Here is a 24363-nt window from a genome sequence, read left to right on the forward strand (position 1 = left end):
GTATTAAAAAGCTCGCAAATGCGGGCTTTTTTAATGAACGTCGTTGAACGGTCGTCATTAGGTTAAAAAATGGAAAGGAGTGAGGCATCGATCTTCAACCTTACATTCTTTAGTCTTAAATTCAGCCATAATGAATATTAATGTGGTAGAATGCTCGACCTAATCGGGTAGCAATCGTTAAATTGGTTTCTACCTGTATGATTTTTAAACGTTATACCGAAACTTACCGTTGTGCTTATTTTTGCAGTTTTCGAACTCTATTCGTCAACTGTGAAATCAAATAGTGAGCTTCGGTATAAATCATAATTTTATAAGAGGATTAAACATGCGCATCATTCTTCTAGGTGCTCCTGGCGCGGGTAAAGGCACTCAAGCAAACTTCATCATGAACAAATTTGGTATCCCTCAAATTTCAACTGGTGACATGCTACGTGCTGCTATCAAAGCGGGTACTGAGCTTGGTAAGCAAGCTAAATCAGTAATCGACGCTGGTCAGCTAGTTTCTGATGAAATTATCCTTGGTCTAATCAAAGAGCGTATCGCTCAAGATGACTGCGAAAAAGGTTTCCTACTTGACGGTTTCCCACGCACAATCCCACAAGCTGATGGCCTAAAAGAGATGGGTATCGCTGTAGATTACGTTGTTGAATTCGACGTAGCTGATGATGTGATTGTTGAGCGTATGGCTGGTCGTCGTGCTCACCTTCCTTCTGGCCGTACATACCACGTTGTGTACAACCCGCCTAAAGAAGAAGGTAAAGATGACGTAACTGGTGAAGAGCTAGTTGTACGTGATGACGACAAAGAAGAAACAGTTCGTGCTCGTCTAGGTGTTTACCATGAGCAAACAGCACCACTTATCGCTTACTACGGTAAAGAAGCTGAAGCGGGTAACACTAAGTACCTTAAATTCGACGGTACTAAGCAAGTTGCTGAAGTTAGTGCAGAACTTGAGAAAGCACTAGCATAATTGGCTAACAGCCAGTTTTATAATTTGATATATTGGAAGCGACCGGTTAGGTCGCTTTTTTTATATTGATGCTCAGTCAGGTTCGAGTATGTAATCGCTAAAGTGGTTGTTAGATTACATGAAATGAATCGAAAGTCTGAATAGGTATATCAAGGTGATCCCAAGAGTAACTGGCTGAGTATAAAGCTTTCCAAATTTCATTAATGGTCTCAGGTATCTATGGAAAACAAAAAAAAGCAGGGTGTGTTGTTGGTGAACTTAGGGACACCTGATGCAGCAACTCCTGCAGCTGTGCGCCGTTTTTTAAGCGAATTTCTGCATGACAAGCGAGTAGTGAGCCTCACTCGCTGGCTTTGGTGCCCGATTCTTCATGGCGTGATCTTACCAATCCGCTCACCTAAAGTTGCAAAGCTCTACCAATCTGTGTGGATGGACCAAGGGTCGCCTCTGTTGGTTTACTCCCAACGTCAGGTCGCTAAGCTACAAGATAAATTGCAGATGCCAGTCGCGCTTGGTATGACTTATGGCAACCCAAGTCTAAAATCAGGTATTGAAGCCCTAATGGCGCAAGGTGTCGAAGAGGTCATTGTACTGCCGCTTTACCCTCAATATTCTGGTACAACGACGGCTGCAGTATCTGACGGACTGACCAAAGCGTTCAAGCAACTACCAGTGATACCGGGTTACCGCTTTATCCGTGATTACTACAGTCACCCAGGCTACGTTAAAGCTCTGGCTGAGAGTGTGAGAAAGCATTGGCGTGAAAATGGGCAAGGTGACCATCTTGTTTGTTCTTTCCACGGTATTCCGAAGCGTTTGGCTGACCAAGGCGATATTTATCCTCAACATTGTGAGCAAACGACCGAGTTGTTAGCCCAAGAGCTTGGTTTGTCTGCAGACAAGATTACCATGACGTATCAGTCACGCTTTGGTCGTGAAGAATGGCTTAAGCCATATACGGACGAAACGTTAGAAGAGTTGCCAAAGCAAGGCATTAAGAAGCTCGACATCATGGCTCCGGCGTTCTCTGTAGATTGCTTGGAAACATTGGAAGAAATCTCTGATCAATGTAAAGAGACCTTCATTGAAGCTGGTGGCGAAGCCTTCAGTTACATTAAATGCCTTAACGATAATGATGAACATATCCAAATGATGGCAGAACTCGTCGAGATGCATCGATAGTTAAACGACATTATTGAAAACAGAAAAGGAGTGACTCACAGAGCCACTCCTTTTTATTTATCTACTGTTTGTTGAGTCGAGTATTAAGCTAGCGAAGTTTGTGCATTAGTCTCTTCTGACTCGGTATTCACAGGGTTGCCTTCGACACCATGCATCCAAGCAACCAGCTTGTTCGCACAAAGAAGTAGAATCACACCACTAATCGTTGCTGAGATAGCAATACCACTAAAGATAGCCATTGCACCTAGCTCACCGACGTGAGAACCCACTAGACCAGCTACATAGTTTGCGATCGCATTGAAACCGAACCATGCACCCATCATCAAAGAAGCGAGGCGAAGAGGAGCCAGTTTCGTTACTAGTGATAGCCCAATCGGCGATAGGCACAACTCGCCAAGAGTATGGAAGAAGAACGCGCCAACTAACCATAGCATTGAAGTCTTAACGCTTAGGTCGCCACCTTGTTCCATAACAGCACCGATCATACAAACGAAGCCAAGAGCTAAGAAGAATAGCGCCATAGCAAACTTGACTGGTGAGTTTGGTTCACGCTTGCCTAGTTTCACCCAAAATGCAGCGATAATTGGTGCCAGCGTAATAATGAAGAATGGGTTTAGAGATTGGAACCAAGCAGCTGGTACCTCAAAATCGCCAATCATACGGTCAGTGTATTGCTGAGTGTAGATGTTCATTAGACCGCCCGCTTGTTCAAAGCCAGCCCAGAAAACAATCACGAACAGACCCATGATCAAAATAACTTTTAGTCGATCGAACTCTTCTTTGGTTAGTGGCGCTTTTTCTTTCGATTTGCTTAGCGCTTTTGCGCGAGCAGCCGCTGGTACGGAGCCGATATCACCTAACCAAGACTGGGCCATTGTCATTTGCATAACAAGGCTGATGACCATACCGATACCTGCAGCAAGGAAACCAGCTTTCCAGCCATATGAATCCACAGCAGCACCAGAAATTAGACCACCAAGCAGTGCTCCTAGGTTGATGCCCATGTAGAAAATAGTAAATGCGCCGTCACGACGGTTGTCGCCTTCTTGATAAAGGTCGCCAACCATAGTTGAGATGTTTGGCTTGAACATGCCGTTACCGCTGATCAGCAGAGCCAAGCCAAGGTAAAGTGCGCTCACCTGGTCTAATCCCATAAAGCCGTTAGGTAGTGCTAAAGTGAACTGACCCAATGCCATCAACACGCCACCAATGAGAATCGATTTACGTTGACCTAGGTAGTTGTCTGCAATCCAACCACCAATAAGTGGGGTAATGTAAACAAGACCAGTGTAGATGCCGTAAAGATCCAGTGCATCTTTGGTTGACCAACCTAGGCCGCCATTGATGGTGGTATCTGTTAAAAACAGAACAAGGATGGCACGCATTGCATAGTAGGAGAAGCGCTCCCACAGTTCTGTACTAAAGAGTAGAAACAGCCCTCTTGGGTGGCCGAAGATGTTGTGTGTGTTTGGCATAAGTTTTACTAATTTTAGATATTAAAAGATTTTATAGCCACTCATGTATACATACCCGGATAAAAAGCTGCAATAGGGTGTTTTTATAGTGATGACAATTAAAATTTGTTAAGTAGATGATTTAGTTTGTTTTTATTGGAAATGTTGGACGGTATTTATGTGCTGCAAACTAATTTTCCATTATTGAACAAGGTGTTATTGATGGCTTTTTAGCTTGTAAGTAACAATTTGTGATTTGTAAGCGTATGTATTTTGCTCTGTATTTTTAGGTGCGCCTTACTGGATAATTCGGGTTGTGGTTATCGATAAAGTTATTTTTGTTGATTAATTGGTCTATTCCGCAATATTTGTTAGCGATAGGCAATTCATGTCATTAACGTGAGTTAATCCGAATTTGGCTATGTTAAGATGTAAAAAAAATACAAAATGGCTAGGAAAATGAAACGTTGGTATCTACTTTACTGTAAGCGAGGAGAGCAACTCCGAGCGAAGCAGCATATGGAAAATCAGGGGGTAGAGTGTTTCTATCCTCAACTTGAAGTCGAAAAAGTTGTTAGAGGAAAAAAGAAGCGTGTCAAAGAGCCGCTGTTTCCTTCTTACATTTTTGTCCGATTTGACTATGAACAGGGCCCAAGCTTTACTACGTTGCGTTCAACACGAGGTGTGGTAGATTTCATAAAATTTGGCGCGATGCCACATGAGGTCCAAGGTGATCTGATTTACGAACTGAAGCAGATTGAACGAGAGTGTCAGGGCTACCCTGTGGATGATTGTCCGCAGTTGTGTCCAGACTATCAAGCAGGTGATGTGGTTGAGATCTGCAGTGGTCAGTTTGCAGGTATCAAGGCGGTTTACCATGAAAAAGATGGTGAAGCACGCTCCATAATGCTGGTACAGATGATCAGTCAAGTGGTTCCGGTGAGCATTGAGAATGCAGCGCTAGCAGCGCGTATCTAATCTGACTTTCGAATCATTTGATAATAAAAAAGGCGCTATGAGCGCCTTTTTTGATTCTGGTTTTCTAGAATGTTGGTTTCTAGTAAGAGTCGTTGTGAACCGCTTTAACAGCACGACCGGAAGGATCAGCGTTGTTCTTGAATGATTCATCCCATTCAATCGCTTTTGCAGATGAACATGCGACAGATGGACCACCTGGTACACACTCCGCTGCAGACTCTAGCGGGAACAACTCTTCAAAGATCTCACGGTAAGCGTAACCTTCTTTGGTTGTTGGCGTGTTGTATGGGAAACGGAATTTCGCTGTTTCCATTTGCTGGTCGGTTACTTTCGCTTCTGCTGTTGCTTTCAGAGTATCGATCCAGTCGTAGCCTACACCATCTGAGAACTGCTCTTTCTGACGCCATGCGATAGAGTCTGGTAGGTAGTGTTCAAAACATTCACGTAGGATGTGTTTTTCCATCTTACCGTTACCACACATCTTATCTTCTGGGTTTAGACGCATTGCTACATCAATAAACTCTTTGTCTAAGAAAGGTACACGACCTTCAACGCCCCAGGCTGCCAGAGATTTGTTAGCACGAGCACAGTCAAACATGTTCAGAGCGAGAAGCTTACGTACTGTCTCTTCATGGAACTCTTTTGCGTTCGGTGCTTTGTGGAAGTACAAGTAGCCACCGAAGATCTCATCCGCACCCTCACCAGAAAGTACCATCTTGATACCCATCGCTTTGATCTTACGAGCAAGTAGGTACATTGGAGTAGATGCACGGATGGTGGTCACATCGTAAGTCTCAATGTGGTAGATAACATCGCGAATCGCATCTAAACCTTCTTGGATTGTGTAGGTCATTTCGTGGTGAACCGTACCAATCTTGTCAGCAACTTCACGAGCAGCGACTAAGTCAGGTGCACCTTCAAGACCAACAGCGAAAGAGTGCAGTTGTGGCCACCAAGCTTCAGACTGCTCATCGTCTTCAATACGCATTGCCGCAAAGCGTTTCGCTACTGCAGATGTGATAGATGAGTCTAAACCGCCGGATAGAAGTACACCGTAAGGAACGTCAGTCATTAGTTGGCGTTTAACCGCAGCTTCTAACGCTTCTGTCAGCTCTTCTTTGCTGGTTGAGTTACCTTGTACCGCTGCGTATTCGTTCCAGTCACGAACGTAGTAGCGTTGAGGCTCAGCATCTTTTGAACCGTATGAACAACCAGGAGGGAATTCGCTCACTGTTTTACATACTGGCACTAGCGCCTTCATTTCTGAGGCAACGTAGTAGTTACCGTGCTCATCGTAACCTTGGTATAGAGGGATAATACCGATGTGGTCGCGACCAACTAGGTATTCGTCTTTCTCTTCATCGTACAGTACGAATGCAAAAATACCGTTTAGCTCTTCAAGCAGGTCTGCACCTAACTCTTGGTATAGTGCCAAGATAACTTCACAGTCAGAATCCGTTTGGAATTCGTATTTATCTTGGTAACGAGCGCGAAGTTCTTTGTGGTTATAAATCTCGCCGTTTACCGCCAAGATGTGTTTTTTGTCTTGGCTGTATAGAGGCTGTGCACCGCTATTTAGGCCGACGATAGCTAGACGCTCGTGAGCAAGAATTGCTTTGTCGCTTGCGTAAATACCAGACCAGTCTGGGCCACGGTGGCGGAGTTTTTTAGACATCTCTAGAGCAACAGGGCGAAGTGCTGCAGCATCACTTTTAATATCAAGAATGCCAAATACTGAACACATAGAACTTCCTTTCAAATCATTTCCAAATCAACTGCATTCAATTTGCCATTCTGGTTAAAAAATGCAACCGGGTATGATGAAAAAAATCATATAAAGAGGGTTCTATTAAAAAATATTTAATTAAAGTGAGGTTTTGATTGATGGAGTTTAAATGTGGTGTGGTTTTTAGCCACTCCTCTCAAATTATCGACAATATTTGATCGAAAATAAGAGGGAGTGGCTGGGGTCAAAGACTACATTTTCATGATGTTAGGGTTGAGTTGCTCGCATACGTGACGTGCAAAACCGCTACCCGCTTCGCTATAAATGTTGAATGCAGCATCAACACCGTTTTCTTTAAGTGTCTCTAACTGATCTGAATATTCGGCGATAGCAGCAATTTGACCTTTAAAGTTACGCGCTTTGAGTTGTTCAAGAGCCGTCTGATTACCTTGGTGATGAGGCATAGCTAGAATAACCAGCTTAACATTAGCGGTATCTAGAATGCGTTCCCAGAAGTCCGGGTCGGTTGCGTCGCCAGAGATAACGTTACGCCCATGGCTGCGATGGCTATGTGCTGCTTCTTCTCTTACTTCTACTCCTAGGCTGACTTTGCCGTAACGAGCGCGGAGTTCGTCATAAGCACCGGTACCGATTCGACCCATGCCAAGAATCAATACTTGGGCATGTCCTGGGTCAATTCGCTTGTCACGCTGATTGAGCTTTTCTGCTGCGTGCTCTTTTAGCCATTTACCGGACTGTTGATATAGTTTGTGTCCAGCTCGATTGAGTGGCGCTGCAATCAAGAAAGAGAGAGATACAGCAATTGCGACTGCGACCAAGATATCTCCAGACATCCATCCCATCTTAAATGCAAGACCACCAACGATCAGGCCGAATTCGCTGAAGTTGAATAGAGAAAGCGACGCAAGTAGCGAGGTGCGGACGCGAAATTTGAAGAAGTTGAGTACCCAGAAGTAGAGGAAGCCTTTGACTGGCAATAGCAGTAAGAACAAGATTGCCAGCATAAAGCCTTGAATAGTCGGTTGCTCAGACAAGCCGATGTTTAAGAAGAAGCAGACCAGGAACAGCTCTTTTAGGTTGAAGAGTGACTTTGATAGTTCCGATGCTTTAGCGTGACCCGCAAGCAACATCCCCAAGATCAGTGCACCAAGATCGGGTTTAACACCAACAAAATCAAACAGGCCAGCACCAACAACCAGTGCGAAGAAGATACCAAATAACACCAACATTTCGCCGTGGCCAACCCAATCGAGTACTTTGTAGAAGAGTGGGCGCAGTAGAGGAAGAGCAAATAAGGCAATGGCATACCATTCAGGGATCTTACCGGTAGAAGCCGTTAGGAATACCACTGCGAATATATCTTGCATAACCAAGATGCCGATCGCTAGGGTACCGTAGGTGGCATTCATTTCACCTTTCTCTTGAAGAGTTTTGACTGCAAAAACCGTACTAGAGAAGGAGAGGGCAAAACCTAATAGGATGATCTGTTCGTTCGACATTGCCGCAAGGGAAGAGATCCCAAGTAGTTTAAAGCCAAACAGAGCCAGTGCAAAAAAGAGGGTAGAGAGCAGGTTATGCACTGTTGCGCCGGCCCAGATCTCTTTGGATAGCAAGGTTTTGATATCTAGCTTGAGGCCAATCGTAAATAACAACAGGGTTACGCCGAGGTCGGCAAGAGTCACGATGGTGTCATTACTTTCAAAACCAAACGCGTTAAGCGCAAAGCCAGCAATGAGAAAGCCAACGAGTGGGGGAAGTTGACACTTTAAAGAGATAAAGCCTGCGATAAATGCAGCGGATAATAATATAAGTTCCATAACTTGTAGTTGTTGTTCCCTAGCTTATAAAAACGGGCCGTGTTTATCCAAACACGGCCCGCGGAAAATCAATATTGTTTTTCTTTAGTCTTCGAGTAACTTCTGCAATAACACACCGTTGAGCATGGCACGCTTGATCATCGCGAAAGCACCCATTGTCGGATGTTTATCGATCTCAGATGCTACAATAGGCAAGCCGCTATGGAAAGTCGTTAGCGATTGATTCTCTACATTGCGCTTAATTGCGGGGAAAACAATGTCTTGAGCCTTAGTAATATCACCAGCAATGATCACTTTTTGTGGGTTAAACAAGTTGATCGTCATGGCAATCGCTTTACCTAATTGGTTACCAACGCGAACCAAGCTCTGTTTTGCCAGTTCATCACCATTCATCGCGTGGTCACAAACATCTTGAATTGTGATGCGTTCAAGCTCAGTTAGAGAAGATTCGTAACCTTGCTTAATCAGCTTTTGAACGCGCTCCACGATAGCCGGGTTTGCTGCAACGGTTTCTAAACAACCAAAGTTGCCACATTGACACTGCTCACCCAGTGGGTCGATTTGAATATGACCAATCTCACCAACGTTACGGTTATGCCCTAAGAACACTTGGCCGTTAACTATGATGCCCGCACCCGTACCACGGTGAACACTGACTAGGATAGAGTCTTGACTGTCTTGGCTTGCACCAAAGTAATGTTCTGCTAATGCCATACCACGAACGTCGTTGCCTACGAAACAAGCAACGTGGAATGTGTCGCGAATAATGTCGCTGAGGGCTAGGTTATCGATATCGGTATTTGGCATGTACTCAACCACACCCGTTGTCGGGTTTACAAGGCCAGGTAGGGTAATACCGATCGCAATCAATTGGTCGATTTGATACTGCTGCTCAGCAACAAAAGACTTAAGGGTCGTCAACAAGCCTTCCATCAAATCGGACTGATCTGAGTAATTTAGGTCTTCTTGAACAAAAGCCAGTTCACGACCGCCAAGGTCATGAAGGCTAAGTTGGATATAATCTCGGCCCAAACGAACAGCGATGGAGTGAAAAGGTTCCACCTCTGTCGTTAGGGAGATAGCGCGTCTACCGCCAGTAGACGCTTGCTGCGCGACCTCTTTGATAAGGCCACGTTCTAATAATTGGCGGGTAATTTTTGTAACACTTGCTGGTGCGAGTTGGCTTACGTCAGCCACTTGTATACGACTGATAGGACCTTGCTGGTCTATTAGTCTATATACCGCCGCACTGTTTAGTTGTTTAACTAAGTCTACGTTACCTATTTGTCCGCCATTCATACTTAATTGTGCTCGTATTGTCCGTTAACAACAGTCGCTTTTACATTGAAGTCTCTATCGAATACAGCCAGGTTTGCAACCATGCCTTTCTTGATTCGACCTAGCTTATCTTCCACACCCATCGCTGTTGCTGGATACAGAGTCGCCATGCGCAGAGCTTCGTCTAAAGCGATTCCAGCGTGCTCAACTGTGTTCTGTACTGCTTCAATCATAGTCAGAGCTGAGCCGCCCAGTGTGCCGTTTTCATCAACACACTTACCATCTCGGTAATATACTTTCTTACCGACAAAAATAAAGTATTCCATGTCAGCACCTGCAGGAGCTGTGGCATCCGTCACTAATACAAGCTTTTCTCCCTTAATTTTATGCGCAATACGGATGTTTGCGTAATCAACGTGGAAGCCGTCAGCGATAATGCCGGCGTAAACTTCAGGCGTATCGTAGATTGCGCCTACAACACCTGGCTCACGACCAACCATTGGTGTCATCGCGTTGAATAGGTGTGTTGCGAATGTGATACCAGATTCAAAGCCTTTACGCGCTTCAGCGTAAGTCGCATTGGTATGACCGATAGAAACGACAACGCCAGCTTTGTGTAGGCGTTCAATATGCTCAGGGTCGTTTAATTCAGGGGCCAAAGTAACTTTAGCAACGAGATCGCGGTTTTCGCAGATTAGATCGATCATTTCGCTGTCTGATTTGCGAATGTGGTCGACGCTGTGAATACCTTTTTTCGCAACGTTAAGGTAAGGACCTTCTAGGTGCAAACCAAGGGATTGGTTTTGGTATTGGTTGTGGTATTCACGAGCCGCTGTGATTACTGCGCGCATATCTTCGTCTGAAGAGGTAATCAGTGTTGGTAGGAAACTAGTACAGCCAGACTTAAGGTTAGCTCGGTGCATAATCTGCATAGTCTCAGCAGTGATTTCATCGTTAAGCATCACACCACCACAACCGTTAAGTTGTAGGTCAATAAAGCCCGGGCTTAGGTTAGCACCGTCTAGGTCACGAACCTCAATACCGTCTGGCAGTTCAGCAACAGGGCAGACTTGCTCAATCAGTCCGTTTTCAACAACAACTGCGTGATCGGTGAGAACATCACTACCAGTGTAGATTTTACAGTTACTTAGCGCGTACATAGTCAGCTAATCCTTATTTCGTGAGATCTTTAAATTTTGTTCGTTACCTAAATGTCGACTTAGTTTGCAAACATCATTTACGTAACGATTTAACTTTTTTAAATCGGCAAACTTCAAAGTGAAGTGCGAATTAAGCCATTGAAAATACAGTAAACAAATACGTTGTAGCCTTTCATTAGGCGGCCTGGTTATTGATTATTAGTGAGACAAAGAAAGCGGGTGCTACCTATGCATTGGCCTAATGTTTAGTGTCGAATTTTATCTGTAAATCTTCATTTTTTTGAATGATAAAATAAGTTTTATGATCTCGCTAGCAAAAACCTTGGGATTTGGCAAAAACTGGTGATTAGGATCACAAATGGTAAGGTTTTAATTTGCGGAGCAAAATTAATTGAATACACTGATTAGGACTAAATTGAGCGACTAAAATAAGTTTCTCAAACGAATTCTAAAAATCCTATAGGGGGAAACAACAGGTGAATATTCTAGGATATGCACAGAAGCTGGGTAAAGCGTTAATGCTTCCTATCGCAACGCTTCCGATTGCGGCGCTTCTACTACGTTTAGGTCAAGGCGATCTACTTGATATTCCATTCATGGCGCAAGCTGGTGGTGCTATCTTCGGTAACCTACCGCTGCTATTTGGTCTAGGTATCGCAATTGGTCTTTCTAAAGATGGTAACGGTGCAGCAGGTCTTGCTGGTGCGGTTGCTTACTTCGTACTAACAGCGACAGCAACAACAATCAATGCTGACGTAAACATGTCTTTCTTCGGCGGTATCTTCGCAGGTATCATCGCAGGTCACTCATACAACGCTTTCCATGCAACACGCCTTCCTGAGTGGCTAGCATTCTTCGCAGGTAAACGTCTTGTGCCTATCATGGCCGGTCTATTTGCGTTAGTTGCTGGTGCTATCTCTGGTGTGGTATGGCCTGGTGTTCAATCTGGTCTAGATGCACTAGCTCACGCAGTATCAACGTCTGGCGCTATCGGTCAGTTCGTATACGGTACTCTTAACCGTGCACTTATCCCTGTAGGTCTACACCACGTATTGAACTCTTACTTCTGGTTCGGTATGGGTACTTGTCAAGAGATCGTAGTAGCTGGTTCTGCTGGCTTCGAAAGCTTCAAACAACTTTGTGTTGACCCAGCTCTAGCGAAAACTCTAGTTGTTGGTCAAGAGTACACATTCAACTTCGCGAACTCTGTAAACCCAGAAATCACTGCAGTTGTTAAAGAAGTAACTGAAACAGTTAAGTCTGGTGACCTACACCGCTTCTTCGGCGGCGACAAAGGCGCTGGCGTATTCATGAACGGCTTCTTCCCTGTAATGATGTTTGGTCTACCAGGTGCAGCACTAGCAATGTACCTAGCAGCTCCAGCTGAAAAACGCGGTCAAGTTGGTGGCGCACTATTCTCAGTAGCATTCTGTTCATTCCTAACAGGTATCACAGAGCCACTAGAATTCATGTTCGTATTCCTAGCTCCTGCTCTATACGCAATGCACGCTGTATTTACTGGTCTATCTCTAGTAATCGCTAACATGTTCGGTACGCTTCACGGCTTCGGTTTCTCTGCTGGTCTAATCGACTTCGTATTGAACTTCGGTCTAGCGACTAAGCCAATGACGCTACTATTCATCGGTCTAGGCTTCGGTGCTCTATACTTCTTCACATTCAGCTTCGCAATCCGCGCTTTCAACCTGAAGTCGCCAGGTCGTGAAGATGACGAAGAAGGTGCTGCAGCAACTGACGGTGAAGCGCCAAAAGGTGACCTAGCTCGTCAATACCTAAAAGCTCTAGGTGGTCACGAGAACCTAACTTCAATCGACGCTTGTATCACTCGTCTACGTCTAACTCTTAAAGACCGCTCAGTAGCTGACGAAGCTGTTCTTAAGAAACTAGGTGCTAAAGGTGTGGTTAAACTAGGTGAAAACAACCTACAGGTTATCCTAGGCCCACTAGCTGAAATCGTTGCTGGCGAAATGAAAGCAATCGGTGCAGGTGAAGACCTATCAGACGTTAAACTTCCTTAGTCGCTTTCGCGTAGAGCAAATCACTCACGCAACAGCCCAAAGAACTAAGTAAGTCGAAATTGAAGCCTCCCTTATGGGAGGCTTTTTCGTATCTGGCTTTGGCGCTTGAATCATTCAGCGTTCTATTCTTCATCGAATAGCAGAAATATTCGCAATAAACTGATGGTTCTTATTGTGTAAAGCCTAAGAATTGTGGATGATTAGCAACAATGATCTTTCTATCCTAGGCTTGAGTTAAAAGCGCTGTTTCTAGAACAGAAAGAAGAATTTTTCTCTGACAATACTAAATACATAGAGGTGCTATAGATGAGTGAAGCTGAGGCTCGTCCATCGAATTTCATTCGCCAAATTATTGATAAAGATTTAGCGGATGGTACACACACTAGCGTGCATACTCGTTTCCCGCCGGAGCCGAATGGTTACCTGCATATCGGTCACGCTAAATCTATCTGCTTGAACTTTGGTATTGCTCAGGACTACCAGGGACAATGTAATCTTCGTTTCGATGATACAAACCCTGAAAAAGAAGACGTTGAATACGTTGAGTCAATTAAGAATGATGTAAGCTGGTTGGGCTTCGAGTGGTCTGGTGATATTTGTTACTCATCAAACTACTTCGATACGCTTTACGCTTACGCTGTCGAATTAATTAATAAAGGCTTAGCGTACGTTGACGAGCTAAGTCCTGAGCAGATCCGTGAATACCGTGGCACGTTAAAAGAGCCTGGTAAAGCGAGCCCATACCGCGATCGCAGCCCTGAAGAGAACCTAGCGCTATTTGAAAAGATGCGTGATGGTGGCTTTGAAGAAGGTAAAGCGTGTCTGCGTGCTAAGATCGACATGAGCTCGTCGTTCATGGTAATGCGCGATCCAGTTATTTACCGTGTGCGTTTTGCTCACCACCACCAAACTGGTGACAAGTGGTGCATTTACCCAATGTACGATTTCACGCACTGTATTTCTGATGCACTAGAGGGCATTACGCACTCTATCTGTACTCTAGAATTCCAAGACAACCGTCGTCTATACGATTGGGTGCTAGATAACATTACGATTGATTGTCAGCCACGTCAGTATGAATTCAGCCGTCTAAACCTAGAGTACACGGTGATGTCTAAGCGTAAGCTGAACACACTTGTGACTGAAAACCTAGTTAATGGTTGGGACGACCCACGTATGCCAACAATTTCTGGTCTGCGTCGTCGTGGTTTCACGCCAGCGTCTATCCGTGAGTTCTGTAAGCGTATCGGTGTAACGAAGCAAGAGAACATGATTGAATTCGGTTCGCTTGAATCTTGTATCCGTGACGACCTTAACGAAAACGCACCACGTGCAATGGCTGTACTGGATCCAGTTAAGATCGTGATCGAAAACTACGATGCAGATAAAGTGGAAACACTAACGGTCGCAAACCACCCGAACAAATCTGAAATGGGCACTCGTGAAGTACCATTTACTCGTGAAGTTTGGATTGAGCGTGATGACTTCCGTGAAGAAGCAAACAAGAAGTACAAGCGTTTGGTTCTAGGCAAAGAAGTTCGCCTACGTGGTGCTTACGTGATTAAAGCTGAACGTATCGAGAAAGATGCTGAAGGTAACATCACAACGATTTTCTGTTCTTACGACGATGAAACGTTAGGTAAAAACCCAGCTGATGGCCGTAAAGTAAAAGGTGTTATCCACTGGGTATCTGCTGATAAAGCACTACCAGCAGAGATTCGTCTGTACGATCGTCTATTCACAGTAGCTAACCCAGCGGCTGCGGATGACTTCGCTGCAACAATCAACCCAGACTCTCTAGTTAAACTGAACGGCTTCGTTGAACCTAGCTTAGCAGAAGCAGCTCCAGAGCAGGGCTTCCAATTTGAGCGTACAGGTTACTTCTGTGTTGATTCAAAAGACTCGAAAGCAGACGCGTTAGTATTCAACCGTACGGTTGGTCTACGTGATACTTGGGGTAAAACAGAAGCTTAATTGCATCTTCTGTTAGACACATTAAAAGCCGGCATAATTGCCGGCTTTTGTGTATCTGTAGATTTAGTATCAATTTATTGATTAGGATCTTGTTGAGTGACTTCCCCAGTACGCGAGTTGTACCAAAACACGTAGCCTGCATTATTTGGATCGCTGTCGAAATCGACTCGCGTGTAGATGTAATAGCATATCGCGAGCTTAGTCTGAGGAGAGCCATCTTTTGCAACAAATGAGAAATTTTGGCGACGCGTTACAAAGTCAAAGTCACTTGATTGGCTAGGATCTGTGGTAGCTGTTAAATCCGTTGTCATAATGGCATCCCAAATTGAGACGCAGCCCTGATCTCCTTGACCAATATTGTAGGGCTGACCCATGGGATTGCCCTTATCACCCCTAGTGGATAACCGACATCGTTTATATCCAGCTGTGCGTTGCCATCTTCGTCTTCTCCAAAGCCGGGCATGTCATTCATCTCGGCATTGCCGCCGCCACTCACTAGCCATTTGCTGTGTGCGAAGGTGATTGCGCTTTGAAATTGTGATTCAGCACCTTCAAACAAAGCGATTCGACCATCATCTTGGATATTAAGAAAACGAGGCAGGGCAATGACCGATAAAACAACGATAATAACGACCGCTACCAGCATTTCGATGAGGGTGAAGCCTCTATAAGATGCTTTTGAAATATCCTTTTTCATAGCTCTCCAAATAAAAAACGCTGACCTAGGCCAGCGTTTTTTCTATTTCTTCGGTTTGTGCGCGTCTGGGTTGCCTTTGCAATCACCCGTCATGCTCTTACCGTAGAGGTACAAACTGTGGTTCGTTAGTTGAACGTTGTAACGCTTAGCGATCTCTTTTTGTCTCTCTTCGATAATATCGTCTGAGAATTCAATCACTTCACCACAGTCTAAACATACAAGGTGATCGTGGTGATGCTGCGTTGATAGTTCGAATACAGACTTGCCGCCTTCGAAGTGATGGCGAGTTACAATGCCAGCGTCATCGAATTGGTTAAGAACTCGATAAACGGTCGCAAGGCCAATCTCTTCACCGAGGTCGATTAGCTTTTTATACAAGTCTTCAGCACTAATGTGTTGGCAGTCTGGCTGTTGTAATACTTCTAGAATTTTGAGCCTTGGGAGGGTCACTTTAAGACCAGCATCTTTTAGCGCTTGATTGTTGTCTGACATATACTTTCCTGTTGATGATCTGCAGCAATTAACAGAATTCAATATTCTCATTATTATAGGATACTCGACCACAACAATAAACCACGAACTTCAAAGGGTTACTCACTTACATCACAATCTGTTTTGTAAAATCCAAATATCTCTCTTATATTGGAGGTACGACCAGTTATCATGGTGGTGAATAAAAAACAGAACATGGAAGATCGTAATGAACAAGCAACTCGCTAGAATCTACAAACCCAATATCGTTAAATTTGCGCTCAACATCTGGCCTCCGTTTTGGGGCGCAGGAATCAAAATTGCTCACATTAGTCCTGATTTTCGAGTTGTAAAAACGGTATTGAAGTTACGCTGGTGGAATAAAAACGCCAATCGCACCCAGTATGGAGGGAGTATCTTTTCTCTTACTGATCCGGTTTACTCATTGATGTTAATGGGAATTCTTGGTGAGCGTTATTATGTTTGGGACAAAGAAGCGAGCATTAACTTTATCAAGCCTGGTCAGTCCGACCTATATGCCGAGTTTGAAATCACTCAAAATCAGTTGGATGACATTTATCGTCAGACTCAACTGGGTGAAAAGTGTTTCCCAGAGTTCATTATTTACGTAAAAGATAAAAAAGGGCAGGTGGTGTCTGAAATCCAACGCACGCTCTATGTAAGGAAGAAACCACAATTTAGGGAAGATGATGAGCCTGTCGAGGCCTAACTATTTGTACTTTGTAAGAAATAGAAACAAAAAACCTCCGCGTGGGAGGTTTTTTAATATCTTCAGTTAGCTTAAAGACGGATTAGTCTTCTAGCTCTGCTAGGCACATCTCTTCGTGGATTTGCTTAACCCAGCTTGCAACGCGCTCGTCAGTTAGCTCTGGTTGACGATCTTCGTCAATACATAGACCAACGAATTGGCTGTCGTCGCCTTCAACAAGTGCTTTAGATGCTTCGAACTCGTAACCTTCAGTTGAAGTGTAACCTAGGATAGTACCGCCTTTCGCTTCAACGATATCACGGATAGTACCCATAGCATCACAGAAGTACTCAGCGTAATCTTCTTGGTCACCACAACCAAAGATAGCGACTAGCTTAGTTGAGAAGTCGATAGCTTCTAGCTCTGGGAAAAAGTCATCCCAATCACATTGTGCTTCACCGTAGTACCAAGTTGGGATACCTAGAAGAAGCAGGTCGAAGTTATCGATGTCTTCTTTGCTGCTTTTTGCAATGTCTTGAACATGAACGAGCTGCTTGCTCAATTGCTTTTGAATCATCTTTGCAACAGCTTCAGTGTTACCTGTATCGCTACCGAAGAAGAGACCTACACTTGCCATAGAATCATTACCTTTCATTTTGTCTGTTGTCGGTGTAATAAAGTTTGGACGAGAATCAACCGATTCCTGAACCTTCCCAGCTCACTTGAATAATTCCCTTGGCGATAAAACCTGCGCAGCCAAGAAACAACACTAACCATACGATGCGACGACCAAATGCCGGAACATTACCCTGTTTCAGAACGTCTTTAATTGCCATACCGATTAGAAAGAAAATCGACGCAAATAGAAGATCTAAACCAATAGATTCAATGATGTTCATGTAGTCGTAAAGCATGGGAACCTTATATACCAATTTTGCTTGGGCGCACTATATCACTGTTGTGGGATAAAGTTAATCAGCAGAAATCGCTGACTTCTCATTTATCTATTGATATAGAGATTGTTCTTTCAAAAAGCCGAGACTATTAGCTCAAAAACTTACGAATAGCTCTGAGGACTTCTTTTGGTTTCTCGGCATGCAGCCAGTGGCCAGTATTGGCAATAACATGCGCTTTTATATTAGAAAACTGCTGCTGAACCATAGGTTGATGTTCGGGCATCAAGTAGTCAGAGTCGCCACCTTTAATAAGTAGGGTTTTGACGCTGGTTTTCTCAATAGGTTCCCAACCGATAATGTTGGCGTAGTTGGCCTCTAGCGATGCAACATTAAATCGCCAAACCATTACCCCATGTTCGTTTTTGTACAATGACTTGGTTAAAAACTGTCGTACGCCGTCAATTTCAATATGACGAGCTAATACTTTTAGCGCTTCTGAACGAGACGTTGGTTGCTCTTCAATGACAGCATTCAAACCTGCAAGAACATTGTCATGGCGGTTTTGCGTATAAGCGACCGGTGCCATGTCGAGTACAACCAGTTTATCAATACCTGTTAATTCAGTCAGTGCCATCGCAACCTTGCCACCCATTGAGTGACCAATAACGATAGGGTTAGAGATGTTGAGTGACGCTAAAAGCTGCGCAACATCCTCGGCCATTGAGCGGTAATCGTGGGTGTCGCTGTGCGGGGATACACCATGGTTACGTAGATCAATACTTAGTACCTGATGGTCGGTTCTAAGATCGCGAGCAAGTAGGCCTAAATTATCCAGATTGCCGAACAATCCATGGATCAAAACGATGGTGTGACCCTCACCTTCCAATTTATAGTTGAGCTGTACTGACATTTTTATCTTATTCATGGTGGGTTTGACGTAGAGTATCCGCGCGGATCTCGCTATAATCCCCCAGAGTTTAAACATTGAGATTGTGAAAAGCGAATGAAAACAATTGAGGTTGATGAGGACCTATACCGTTATATCGCGGGTCAGACAGAACGTATCGGCGAAAGTGCTTCAGATATTCTGCGCCGCTTATTGCAGGTGGATAACCAAGGCTTGGCTCCGGCTGAAGAGATCGTGGAGCCGAAAGGTATCGTTGTGAGTAAGGAAGTAGGCTTTACTCCAGAGAAGCTGGATGGCGTAAAAGAGATGCGCTCGCTGCTTATTTCAGATGAATTTGCCTCTTTAAAGAAAGCCATTGATCGTTTCATGCTGGTGCTATCAACACTGCATAAAATTGACCCAGCGAGCTTTTCAGAAGCGACTCAAGTAAAAGGTCGCAAACGTGTTTACTTCGCAGACAATGAAGCGACACTATTGGCCAACGGTAATACCACTAAGCCAAAAGCGATTCCACAGAGCCCGTTTTGGGTAATCACCAACAACAACACCAGTCGCAAAAGACAGATGGTTGAACAGTTGATGAGTCGCATGAATTTCCAAGCTGAACTAATAGAAAAAGTAACAGGTTCAATCTAAGGAAATCTGATTTAAACCTCATAATATCCATGCTAAAGAAGATATTATGAGGTTTTTTTGTTTTTTAATTTTGTATATAAGGATGTCAAAATGGCTATGCACCCTCGTGCCGGGCAGAAAGCTCAGCAGGAAGATCTTCATAATATCCCGGCTTTAGTTGCGAACTATTTTTTACAGCAACCGGATGCTTCTAACCCAGACCATAAAGTACAGTTCGGTACTTCTGGCCACCGTGGTACAGCAGACAAATCAACATTTAATGAAAACCACATTCTTGCTATTGCTCAAGCAGTAGCAGAAGTGCGTGCAGAGCAGGGCACGACAGGCCCTCTGTTTGTAGGTAAAGATACACACGCGCTTTCTGAACCAGCATTCTCCAGTGTTGTTGAAGTATTGGTTGCCAATGGCGTTCAAGTTATCACTCAACAAGATAATGGCTACACACCAACACCGGGTGTTTCTCACGCGATTCTAACGTACAACCTTAAGCACGAAGATAAAGCTGACGGTATCGTTATTACGCCATCTCACAACCCACCACAAGATGGCGGCATTAAATACAACCCAGTACATGGTGGCCCTGCCGAAGCTGAGCTGACTCAAGCTATCGAAGATCGTGCAAACGTTTTGATCGCAGAAGGCCTGCAAGGTGTGAAACGCATGTCTCTTGTAGAAGCGAAAGCATCTGAGCTGTTTGTAGAGATGGATCTTGTTAAGCCATACATCGATGATCTAGTTAATGTGATCGATATGGAAGCAATCCAAAAAGCAAACCTAAAAATTGGTGTTGATCCACTTGGTGGTAGCGGCATCGACTACTGGCGTCAAATCGGTAAGGTATACAACCTTGACCTAACACTGGTAAGTGAAGCTATTGACCCATCGTTCCAGTTTATGTCTCTAGATAAAGATGGCGTGGTTCGTATGGACTGTTCTTCTCCTTACGCAATGGCAGGTCTGCTAGCACTTAAAGATGAGTATGCCCTAGCATTTGGTAATGACCCTGATTACGACCGCCACGGTATCGTAACGCCAAAAGGTCTAATGAACCCGAACCACTTCTTGGCGGTATGTATCGATTACCTATACCGTCATCGTGAAGGTTGGGGCAAAGATGTCGCTGTCGGTAAGACACTGGTATCAAGTGCATTGATTGACCGCGTAGTTGCAGATCTTGGTCGTGAACTGTGTGAAGTTCCAGTAGGCTTTAAGTGGTTTGTAGATGGTCTATACAACGGTACGTTCGGCTTTGGTGGTGAAGAGTCTGCGGGTGCATCATTCCTACGCAAAGATAGTACACCATGGTCAACAGATAAAGATGGCATCATTCTGTGTCTTCTTGCTGCTGAAATTACCGCGGTAACGGGTAAGAACCCACAAGAGTACTACGAAGAGCTAGCAGCAAAACACGGTGAATCTAAATACAACCGTATTCAAGCAGTTGCTAACGGTCCTCAAAAAGACGTGCTTAAAAAGCTATCACCAGAGATGGTTGCAGCGGAAACATTGGCGGGTGATGCAATCACTGCTCGTTTAACGCACGCTCCAGGTAATGGTGCTGCAATTGGTGGTCTTAAAGTGACAACTGAAAACGGTTGGTTTGCAGCGCGTCCGTCAGGCACTGAAGATATTTACAAGATCTACTGCGAAAGCTTTAAAGGCGAAGAGCACCTGAAGCAAATCGAAGCAGAAGCTCAAGAGATCGTTAACCAAGTGTTTGCTGCGGCAGGTCTATAATCGACGATCGATTTTAGCTCTATAAATAAAAGGGTTGATGTGAAAGCATCAACCCTTTTTTGTGCCGCTTTAAAAATAGCCTTATCCATGTGGCCAACGTTCTGGCATCACGAACCAGAATTGACCGGACTTTGTTTGGCCATGTACGAATCGATCGCCAAATTCTGTAATGGGTGACTGCTCAAAATCCTCAGTGCCTGCCGCCCATTGATTCTTGGTCAATGGATACAAAGCCTCTTCAATCAGGTGTGCTTGGCTTTGATAACACCAATAGCCATTCACTTGTGATGAGTTGATGGCATAACCTAAACAATGAGTTGGAACTTTTTGTTCAAGAAACGGGTTAGTATACAAGCGGCCTTGCATTAATAGATGGTGCGATTGAATATCGAGGTCTGGGTATTGAGCGCGAAATGCTTCAGAACTCGACATCTTGAGCTGGTGGCTAAGCATACGATCAAACTTCTTGTCGAGTTGGTCATGCGCATTAGGGCCGTACCAAGTATCTTCATGAAGCAGATAAAACTTAATTGCCACTTCCCAATGTTCCAATTGAGCGTTGTGCTTATCTTCTAGAATAAAGTCTATGGCGCCCAATGTTCGACCATCTACATTGATTTGGATTTCATCATGAGCAATGACGTAATGTGGTGAGTTTTCGAAAAGGGTTTGACACAAGTGCTGATAGACAAACCCTAGTCTTGGATTGCCTTGATATTGGTGGTCATTTGGAAGTGATTGTGACGATGCAAATTGTGTTAAATCACTGACGGGTTGCTTGCACTCTAATAGTGGCGGTGAATCCATGATCCATTGAAAAAATCGTTGTAATGACGCCATCTATTCCTCACTGATTGGCTAAGGTCGTCCGACCCAAGTATGCTTTCGACATTCTACCCGTAAATTGATATAACCACGTTATCAAAAATGTAAGCTGGAACAAGCAATGAATAACCTACAATTAGAAAAAATTCTTAATGAGAAGCTGCAACCTCAACAGATTAAAGATTACAGCCCGAATGGTCTGCAAGTTGAAGGTACGCCTGAAGTAAACCGCATTGTTACAGGTGTTACTGCCTCACAAGCTTTAATTGACAAGGCGGTTGAGCTAAATGCAGATGCACTGCTTGTTCATCATGGTTACTTCTGGAAAGGTGAGCCTGAGCCGATTCGTGGTATGAAGGGTAAACGCATTCGCACTTTGATTAAGAATGACATCAACCTTATGGGTTATCACTTACCTCTGGATATTCATCCGGAATTAGGTAACAACGCAGAACTGGCTCGATTGCTTGAGATCGAAGTAGAGGGCGGGTTAGAGGGGCACCCACAATCAGTCGCTATGTTTGGTAAGCTGAGAAAACCAATGACAGGTGCTGAATTTGCGGAGAAGATCAAGCAAGTTTTGAATCGTGAGCCATTGCATATTGCTCCGGAAAACTCCGATAAAATGATTGAAACAGTCGGTTGGTGTACGGGTGGTGGTCAAGACTACATTGAGCTTGCTGCATCGAACGGCTTAGATGCATTTATTTCGGGTGAGATCTCAGAACGCACAACGTACTCAGCACGTGAGCAAGACATTCATTACTTCGCAGCAGGGCACCATGCAACAGAGCGCTACGGTATTAAAGCGCTAGGTGAGTGGCTAGCTAAAGAGCATGGTTTGGATGTAGAGTTTGTCGATATCGATAATCCGGTATAAGAGCAGATACGGGATGAGGGATACGAGTAGAGATTATCCCTTAAACCTTTGAGGAACTTCGTAAGTTTTTCTATACGCTTCGTGAGATCCCCAACTCGCTCGTCTCTCGCTCCTGGGGATGACGAGCAACTATCAATTTGTATCCGCCGATATGATGCGCCAATCAGAACGCTAAAGGGTTATATCTGAATCTGTCATTTCCTAGACTGACGAAGGAAGGAGTAGAGAACCTCTTTGAAAGGCCGTTACGGATATTCAAAACATCTCGTATCTCGTATAAAAAGAAAAGGGTTGATGCTTTCGCATCAACCCTTTTTAACAATCATACTTTAAAAGCGATTATTCACGTTCGTGAAGTGCTTTAAAGTCACGCTGCTCTTGACCAGTGTACAGCTGACGTGGACGACCGATACGGTTCGTTGGGTCGCTGTGCATCTCGTTCCAGTGTGCAATCCAACCGATAGTACGAGACATCGCGAAGATTACTGTGAACATTGAAACAGGGATACCGATAGCTTTCAGAATAATACCTGAGTAGAAATCTACGTTCGGGTACAGTTTCTTAGATACGAAGTACTCGTCAGAAAGTGCGATACGCTCAAGTTCCATTGCAACGTCTAGCAGTGGATCTTTGATGTTTAGCTCTTTCAGTACTTCGTGACACGCTTCGCGCATTACTGTTGCACGTGGGTCGTAGTTTTTGTAAACGCGGTGACCGAAGCCCATTAGACGGAATGGGTCATCTTTGTCCTTCGCTTTTGCAACATATTCTTCGATGTTATCTACGCTGCCGATCTCTTCAAGCATACGTAGACATGCTTCGTTTGCACCGCCGTGAGCTGGACCCCAAAGAGATGCGATACCTGCCGCGATACATGCGAACGGGTTAGCACCTGAAGAACCAGATAGACGTACTGTTGAAGTAGAAGCATTTTGCTCGTGGTCTGCGTGCAGAGTGAAGATCTTATCCATTGCGCGAGCAACGATAGGGTTTACTTCGTACTCTTCACATGGGTTAGCGAACATCATGTGAAGGAAGTTTTCTGCGTAGCTTAGGTCGTTACGAGGGTAGATGAACGGTTGACCGATCGAGTACTTGTAACACATTGCCGCCAGCGTTGGCATTTTCGAAATCAGGCGGTAAGCCGCGATCTCACGGTGCGTGTCGTTATTGATATCAAGTGAGTCATGATAAAACGCAGCAAGAGCACCAACCACGCCACACATAACGGCCATTGGGTGTGCGTCACGACGGAAGCCGTGGAAGAAGCTTGCGATTTGTTCATGAACCATGGTGTGACGAGTAACGGTCGTTTTGAATTTCTCGTATTCGTCGCGAGATGGGGCTTCACCATAGAGAAGGATGTAACATACTTCCAAGTAATCAGCGTTATTGGCTAGTTGGTCAATTGGGTAACCACGGTGCAAAAGGATACCTTTGCCGCCGTCAATAAAAGTGATTTGAGACTCACAGGATGCAGTGGCAAGAAAACCAGGGTCAAAAGTGAAAAAACCATTAGAACCTAGTGTACGAACATCGATCACTGGCGTACCAAGTACACCTTCCGTAATCGGCAGCTCGATTGGCGCTTGACCTTCAATATGAAGGGTAGCTTTCTTATCTGCCATAACAATCTCCTTTGTTTATTATTTAATCCGTCCAGGATGTTTATGTGCCATTTTTTTACTGGTCTTACGTGGGAAAGTCAATTTTTCTGCAGCTTTGTGTGCACTTGTTAGTGTTTTTTACATTAAATTCGTTAAAAATCTGTGCTGTGTAGCATTATTTGTTACATCAATTGTATTAGAATGTTGCCGTCCGTATAGTGGCGCTGAAAAGTTTGGTTAAAACCTTATAAATGCAAGGCTAAGAAGAAATGTGAGGTGTCTTCGTTAACCTTGTTGTTAACAAAAATTTTACAATTAACTCAGGCTCAACTTCGGTTATTTGTTAAGTTAATGTTAAATTTTGCAGGTTTGCGACCAAATTTTGTCCATAACAATATCAA

At 44.2% G+C, this 24363-nt stretch carries 22 protein-coding genes; 9 read left to right on the forward strand and 13 right to left on the reverse strand.

What is annotated here, in order from left to right; translation table 11 throughout:
* Positions 1-325: 325 nt before the first annotated feature.
* Positions 326-970, forward strand: coding sequence for an adenylate kinase (adk, locus tag VFDL14_RS08985; protein ID WP_032551838.1), 645 nt, complete (start codon positions 326-328; stop codon positions 968-970).
* A 219-nt stretch (positions 971-1189) separates the two neighbouring features.
* On the forward strand, positions 1190-2152 hold the full coding sequence (gene hemH, locus VFDL14_RS08980) for a ferrochelatase (RefSeq protein WP_032551840.1): 963 nt from the start codon (positions 1190-1192) through the stop codon (positions 2150-2152).
* Between the two features lie 83 nt (positions 2153-2235).
* Here hemH and VFDL14_RS08975 read toward each other — a convergent pair whose 3' ends face one another.
* Positions 2236-3627, reverse strand: a complete 1392-nt coding sequence (locus VFDL14_RS08975) for a peptide MFS transporter (protein WP_032551841.1) — start codon at positions 3625-3627, stop codon at positions 2236-2238.
* 438 nt (positions 3628-4065) lie between these two features.
* Here VFDL14_RS08975 and rfaH point away from each other — a divergent pair, with 438 nt between their 5' ends.
* Positions 4066-4584, forward strand: coding sequence for a transcription/translation regulatory transformer protein RfaH (gene rfaH / locus VFDL14_RS08970; RefSeq protein ID WP_032551842.1), 519 nt, complete (start codon positions 4066-4068; stop codon positions 4582-4584).
* Positions 4585-4663: 79 nt separating this feature from the next.
* Here rfaH and asnB read toward each other — a convergent pair whose 3' ends face one another.
* The 4 genes from asnB to nagA all read right to left on the reverse strand — a co-directional run bounded on the left by asnB (position 4664) and on the right by nagA (position 10586).
* A complete protein-coding gene (asnB, locus tag VFDL14_RS08965) occupies positions 4664-6328 on the reverse strand; it encodes an asparagine synthase B (RefSeq protein WP_032551843.1) in 1665 nt (554 codons plus the stop codon).
* Positions 6329-6561: 233 nt separating this feature from the next.
* Positions 6562-8148, reverse strand: coding sequence for a cation:proton antiporter family protein (locus tag VFDL14_RS08960; protein ID WP_032551844.1), 1587 nt, complete (start codon positions 8146-8148; stop codon positions 6562-6564).
* A gap of 84 nt (positions 8149-8232) precedes the next feature.
* Complete coding sequence (gene nagC / locus VFDL14_RS08955) at positions 8233-9447, reverse strand: DNA-binding transcriptional regulator NagC (RefSeq protein ID WP_032551845.1); 1215 nt, start codon at positions 9445-9447, stop codon at positions 8233-8235.
* 2 nt (positions 9448-9449) lie between these two features.
* On the reverse strand, positions 9450-10586 hold the full coding sequence (gene nagA, locus VFDL14_RS08950) for an N-acetylglucosamine-6-phosphate deacetylase (protein ID WP_032551846.1): 1137 nt from the start codon (positions 10584-10586) through the stop codon (positions 9450-9452).
* Between the two features lie 476 nt (positions 10587-11062).
* On the opposite strand from nagA, the gene nagE reads away from it, so the two are divergent.
* Complete coding sequence (gene nagE, locus VFDL14_RS08945; protein WP_032551847.1) at positions 11063-12622, forward strand: N-acetylglucosamine-specific PTS transporter subunit IIBC; 1560 nt, start codon at positions 11063-11065, stop codon at positions 12620-12622.
* Positions 12623-12928: 306 nt separating this feature from the next.
* Positions 12929-14596: a glutamine--tRNA ligase gene (gene glnS, locus VFDL14_RS08940; protein ID WP_032551848.1), complete on the forward strand. Its 1668-nt coding sequence runs from the start codon at positions 12929-12931 to the stop codon at positions 14594-14596.
* 74 nt (positions 14597-14670) lie between these two features.
* Here glnS and VFDL14_RS24975 read toward each other — a convergent pair whose 3' ends face one another.
* The 3 genes from VFDL14_RS24975 to fcrX are packed head-to-tail and all read right to left on the reverse strand — an operon-like array spanning position 14671 to position 15785.
* Entirely contained in the window at positions 14671-14907 is a 237-nt protein-coding gene (locus VFDL14_RS24975) for a hypothetical protein (RefSeq protein ID WP_235201731.1), read from the reverse strand.
* Positions 14904-15293, reverse strand: coding sequence for a prepilin-type N-terminal cleavage/methylation domain-containing protein (locus VFDL14_RS24980; protein WP_235201732.1), 390 nt, complete (start codon positions 15291-15293; stop codon positions 14904-14906). The genes VFDL14_RS24975 and VFDL14_RS24980 overlap by 4 nt, the downstream gene beginning before the upstream one ends.
* Before the next feature lie 42 nt (positions 15294-15335).
* Complete coding sequence (fcrX, locus tag VFDL14_RS08935) at positions 15336-15785, reverse strand: ferric iron uptake transcriptional regulator FcrX (protein ID WP_032551849.1); 450 nt, start codon at positions 15783-15785, stop codon at positions 15336-15338.
* Positions 15786-15993: 208 nt separating this feature from the next.
* Here fcrX and VFDL14_RS08930 point away from each other — a divergent pair, with 208 nt between their 5' ends.
* Positions 15994-16494, forward strand: coding sequence for a DUF4442 domain-containing protein (locus VFDL14_RS08930; protein WP_032551850.1), 501 nt, complete (start codon positions 15994-15996; stop codon positions 16492-16494).
* Between the two features lie 82 nt (positions 16495-16576).
* Here VFDL14_RS08930 and fldA read toward each other — a convergent pair whose 3' ends face one another.
* From fldA to VFDL14_RS08915, 3 genes are all read right to left on the reverse strand, one after another.
* Positions 16577-17110 (reverse strand): flavodoxin FldA, encoded by a 534-nt coding sequence (fldA, locus tag VFDL14_RS08925; RefSeq protein WP_032551851.1) that lies wholly within the window; start codon positions 17108-17110, stop codon positions 16577-16579.
* Positions 17111-17165: 55 nt separating this feature from the next.
* Positions 17166-17387, reverse strand: coding sequence for a DUF2788 domain-containing protein (locus VFDL14_RS08920; RefSeq protein ID WP_032551852.1), 222 nt, complete (start codon positions 17385-17387; stop codon positions 17166-17168).
* 130 nt (positions 17388-17517) lie between these two features.
* Entirely contained in the window at positions 17518-18279 is a 762-nt protein-coding gene (locus VFDL14_RS08915; RefSeq protein WP_032551853.1) for an alpha/beta fold hydrolase, read from the reverse strand.
* 93 nt (positions 18280-18372) lie between these two features.
* Between VFDL14_RS08915 and seqA the strand changes: the two genes are divergently transcribed.
* Together seqA and pgm are read left to right on the forward strand one after the other, a co-directional pair.
* A complete protein-coding gene (seqA, locus tag VFDL14_RS08910) occupies positions 18373-18912 on the forward strand; it encodes a replication initiation negative regulator SeqA (RefSeq protein WP_032551854.1) in 540 nt (179 codons plus the stop codon).
* 90 nt (positions 18913-19002) lie between these two features.
* Positions 19003-20649 carry a phosphoglucomutase (alpha-D-glucose-1,6-bisphosphate-dependent) gene (pgm, locus tag VFDL14_RS08905; protein WP_032551855.1) on the forward strand — a complete coding sequence of 549 codons (1647 nt, stop codon included), beginning with the start codon at positions 19003-19005 and terminating at the stop codon, positions 20647-20649.
* 81 nt (positions 20650-20730) lie between these two features.
* Here the strand turns inward: pgm and VFDL14_RS08900 are convergent, their stop codons facing one another.
* Positions 20731-21489, reverse strand: a complete 759-nt coding sequence (locus VFDL14_RS08900; RefSeq protein WP_032551856.1) for a DUF1853 family protein — start codon at positions 21487-21489, stop codon at positions 20731-20733.
* 106 nt (positions 21490-21595) lie between these two features.
* On the opposite strand from VFDL14_RS08900, the gene VFDL14_RS08895 reads away from it, so the two are divergent.
* Positions 21596-22354, forward strand: coding sequence for a Nif3-like dinuclear metal center hexameric protein (locus tag VFDL14_RS08895; RefSeq protein ID WP_032551857.1), 759 nt, complete (start codon positions 21596-21598; stop codon positions 22352-22354).
* 339 nt (positions 22355-22693) lie between these two features.
* Here the strand turns inward: VFDL14_RS08895 and VFDL14_RS08890 are convergent, their stop codons facing one another.
* The gene (locus VFDL14_RS08890; protein WP_032551858.1) at positions 22694-23983 is read right to left on the reverse strand and encodes a citrate synthase; all 1290 of its coding nucleotides are present in this window, start codon (positions 23981-23983) and stop codon (positions 22694-22696) included.
* Positions 23984-24363: the final 380 nt, after the last annotated feature.

It is taken from the genome of Vibrio fortis, assembly GCF_000695685.1.
Lineage (GTDB): Bacteria > Pseudomonadota > Gammaproteobacteria > Enterobacterales > Vibrionaceae > Vibrio > Vibrio fortis_A.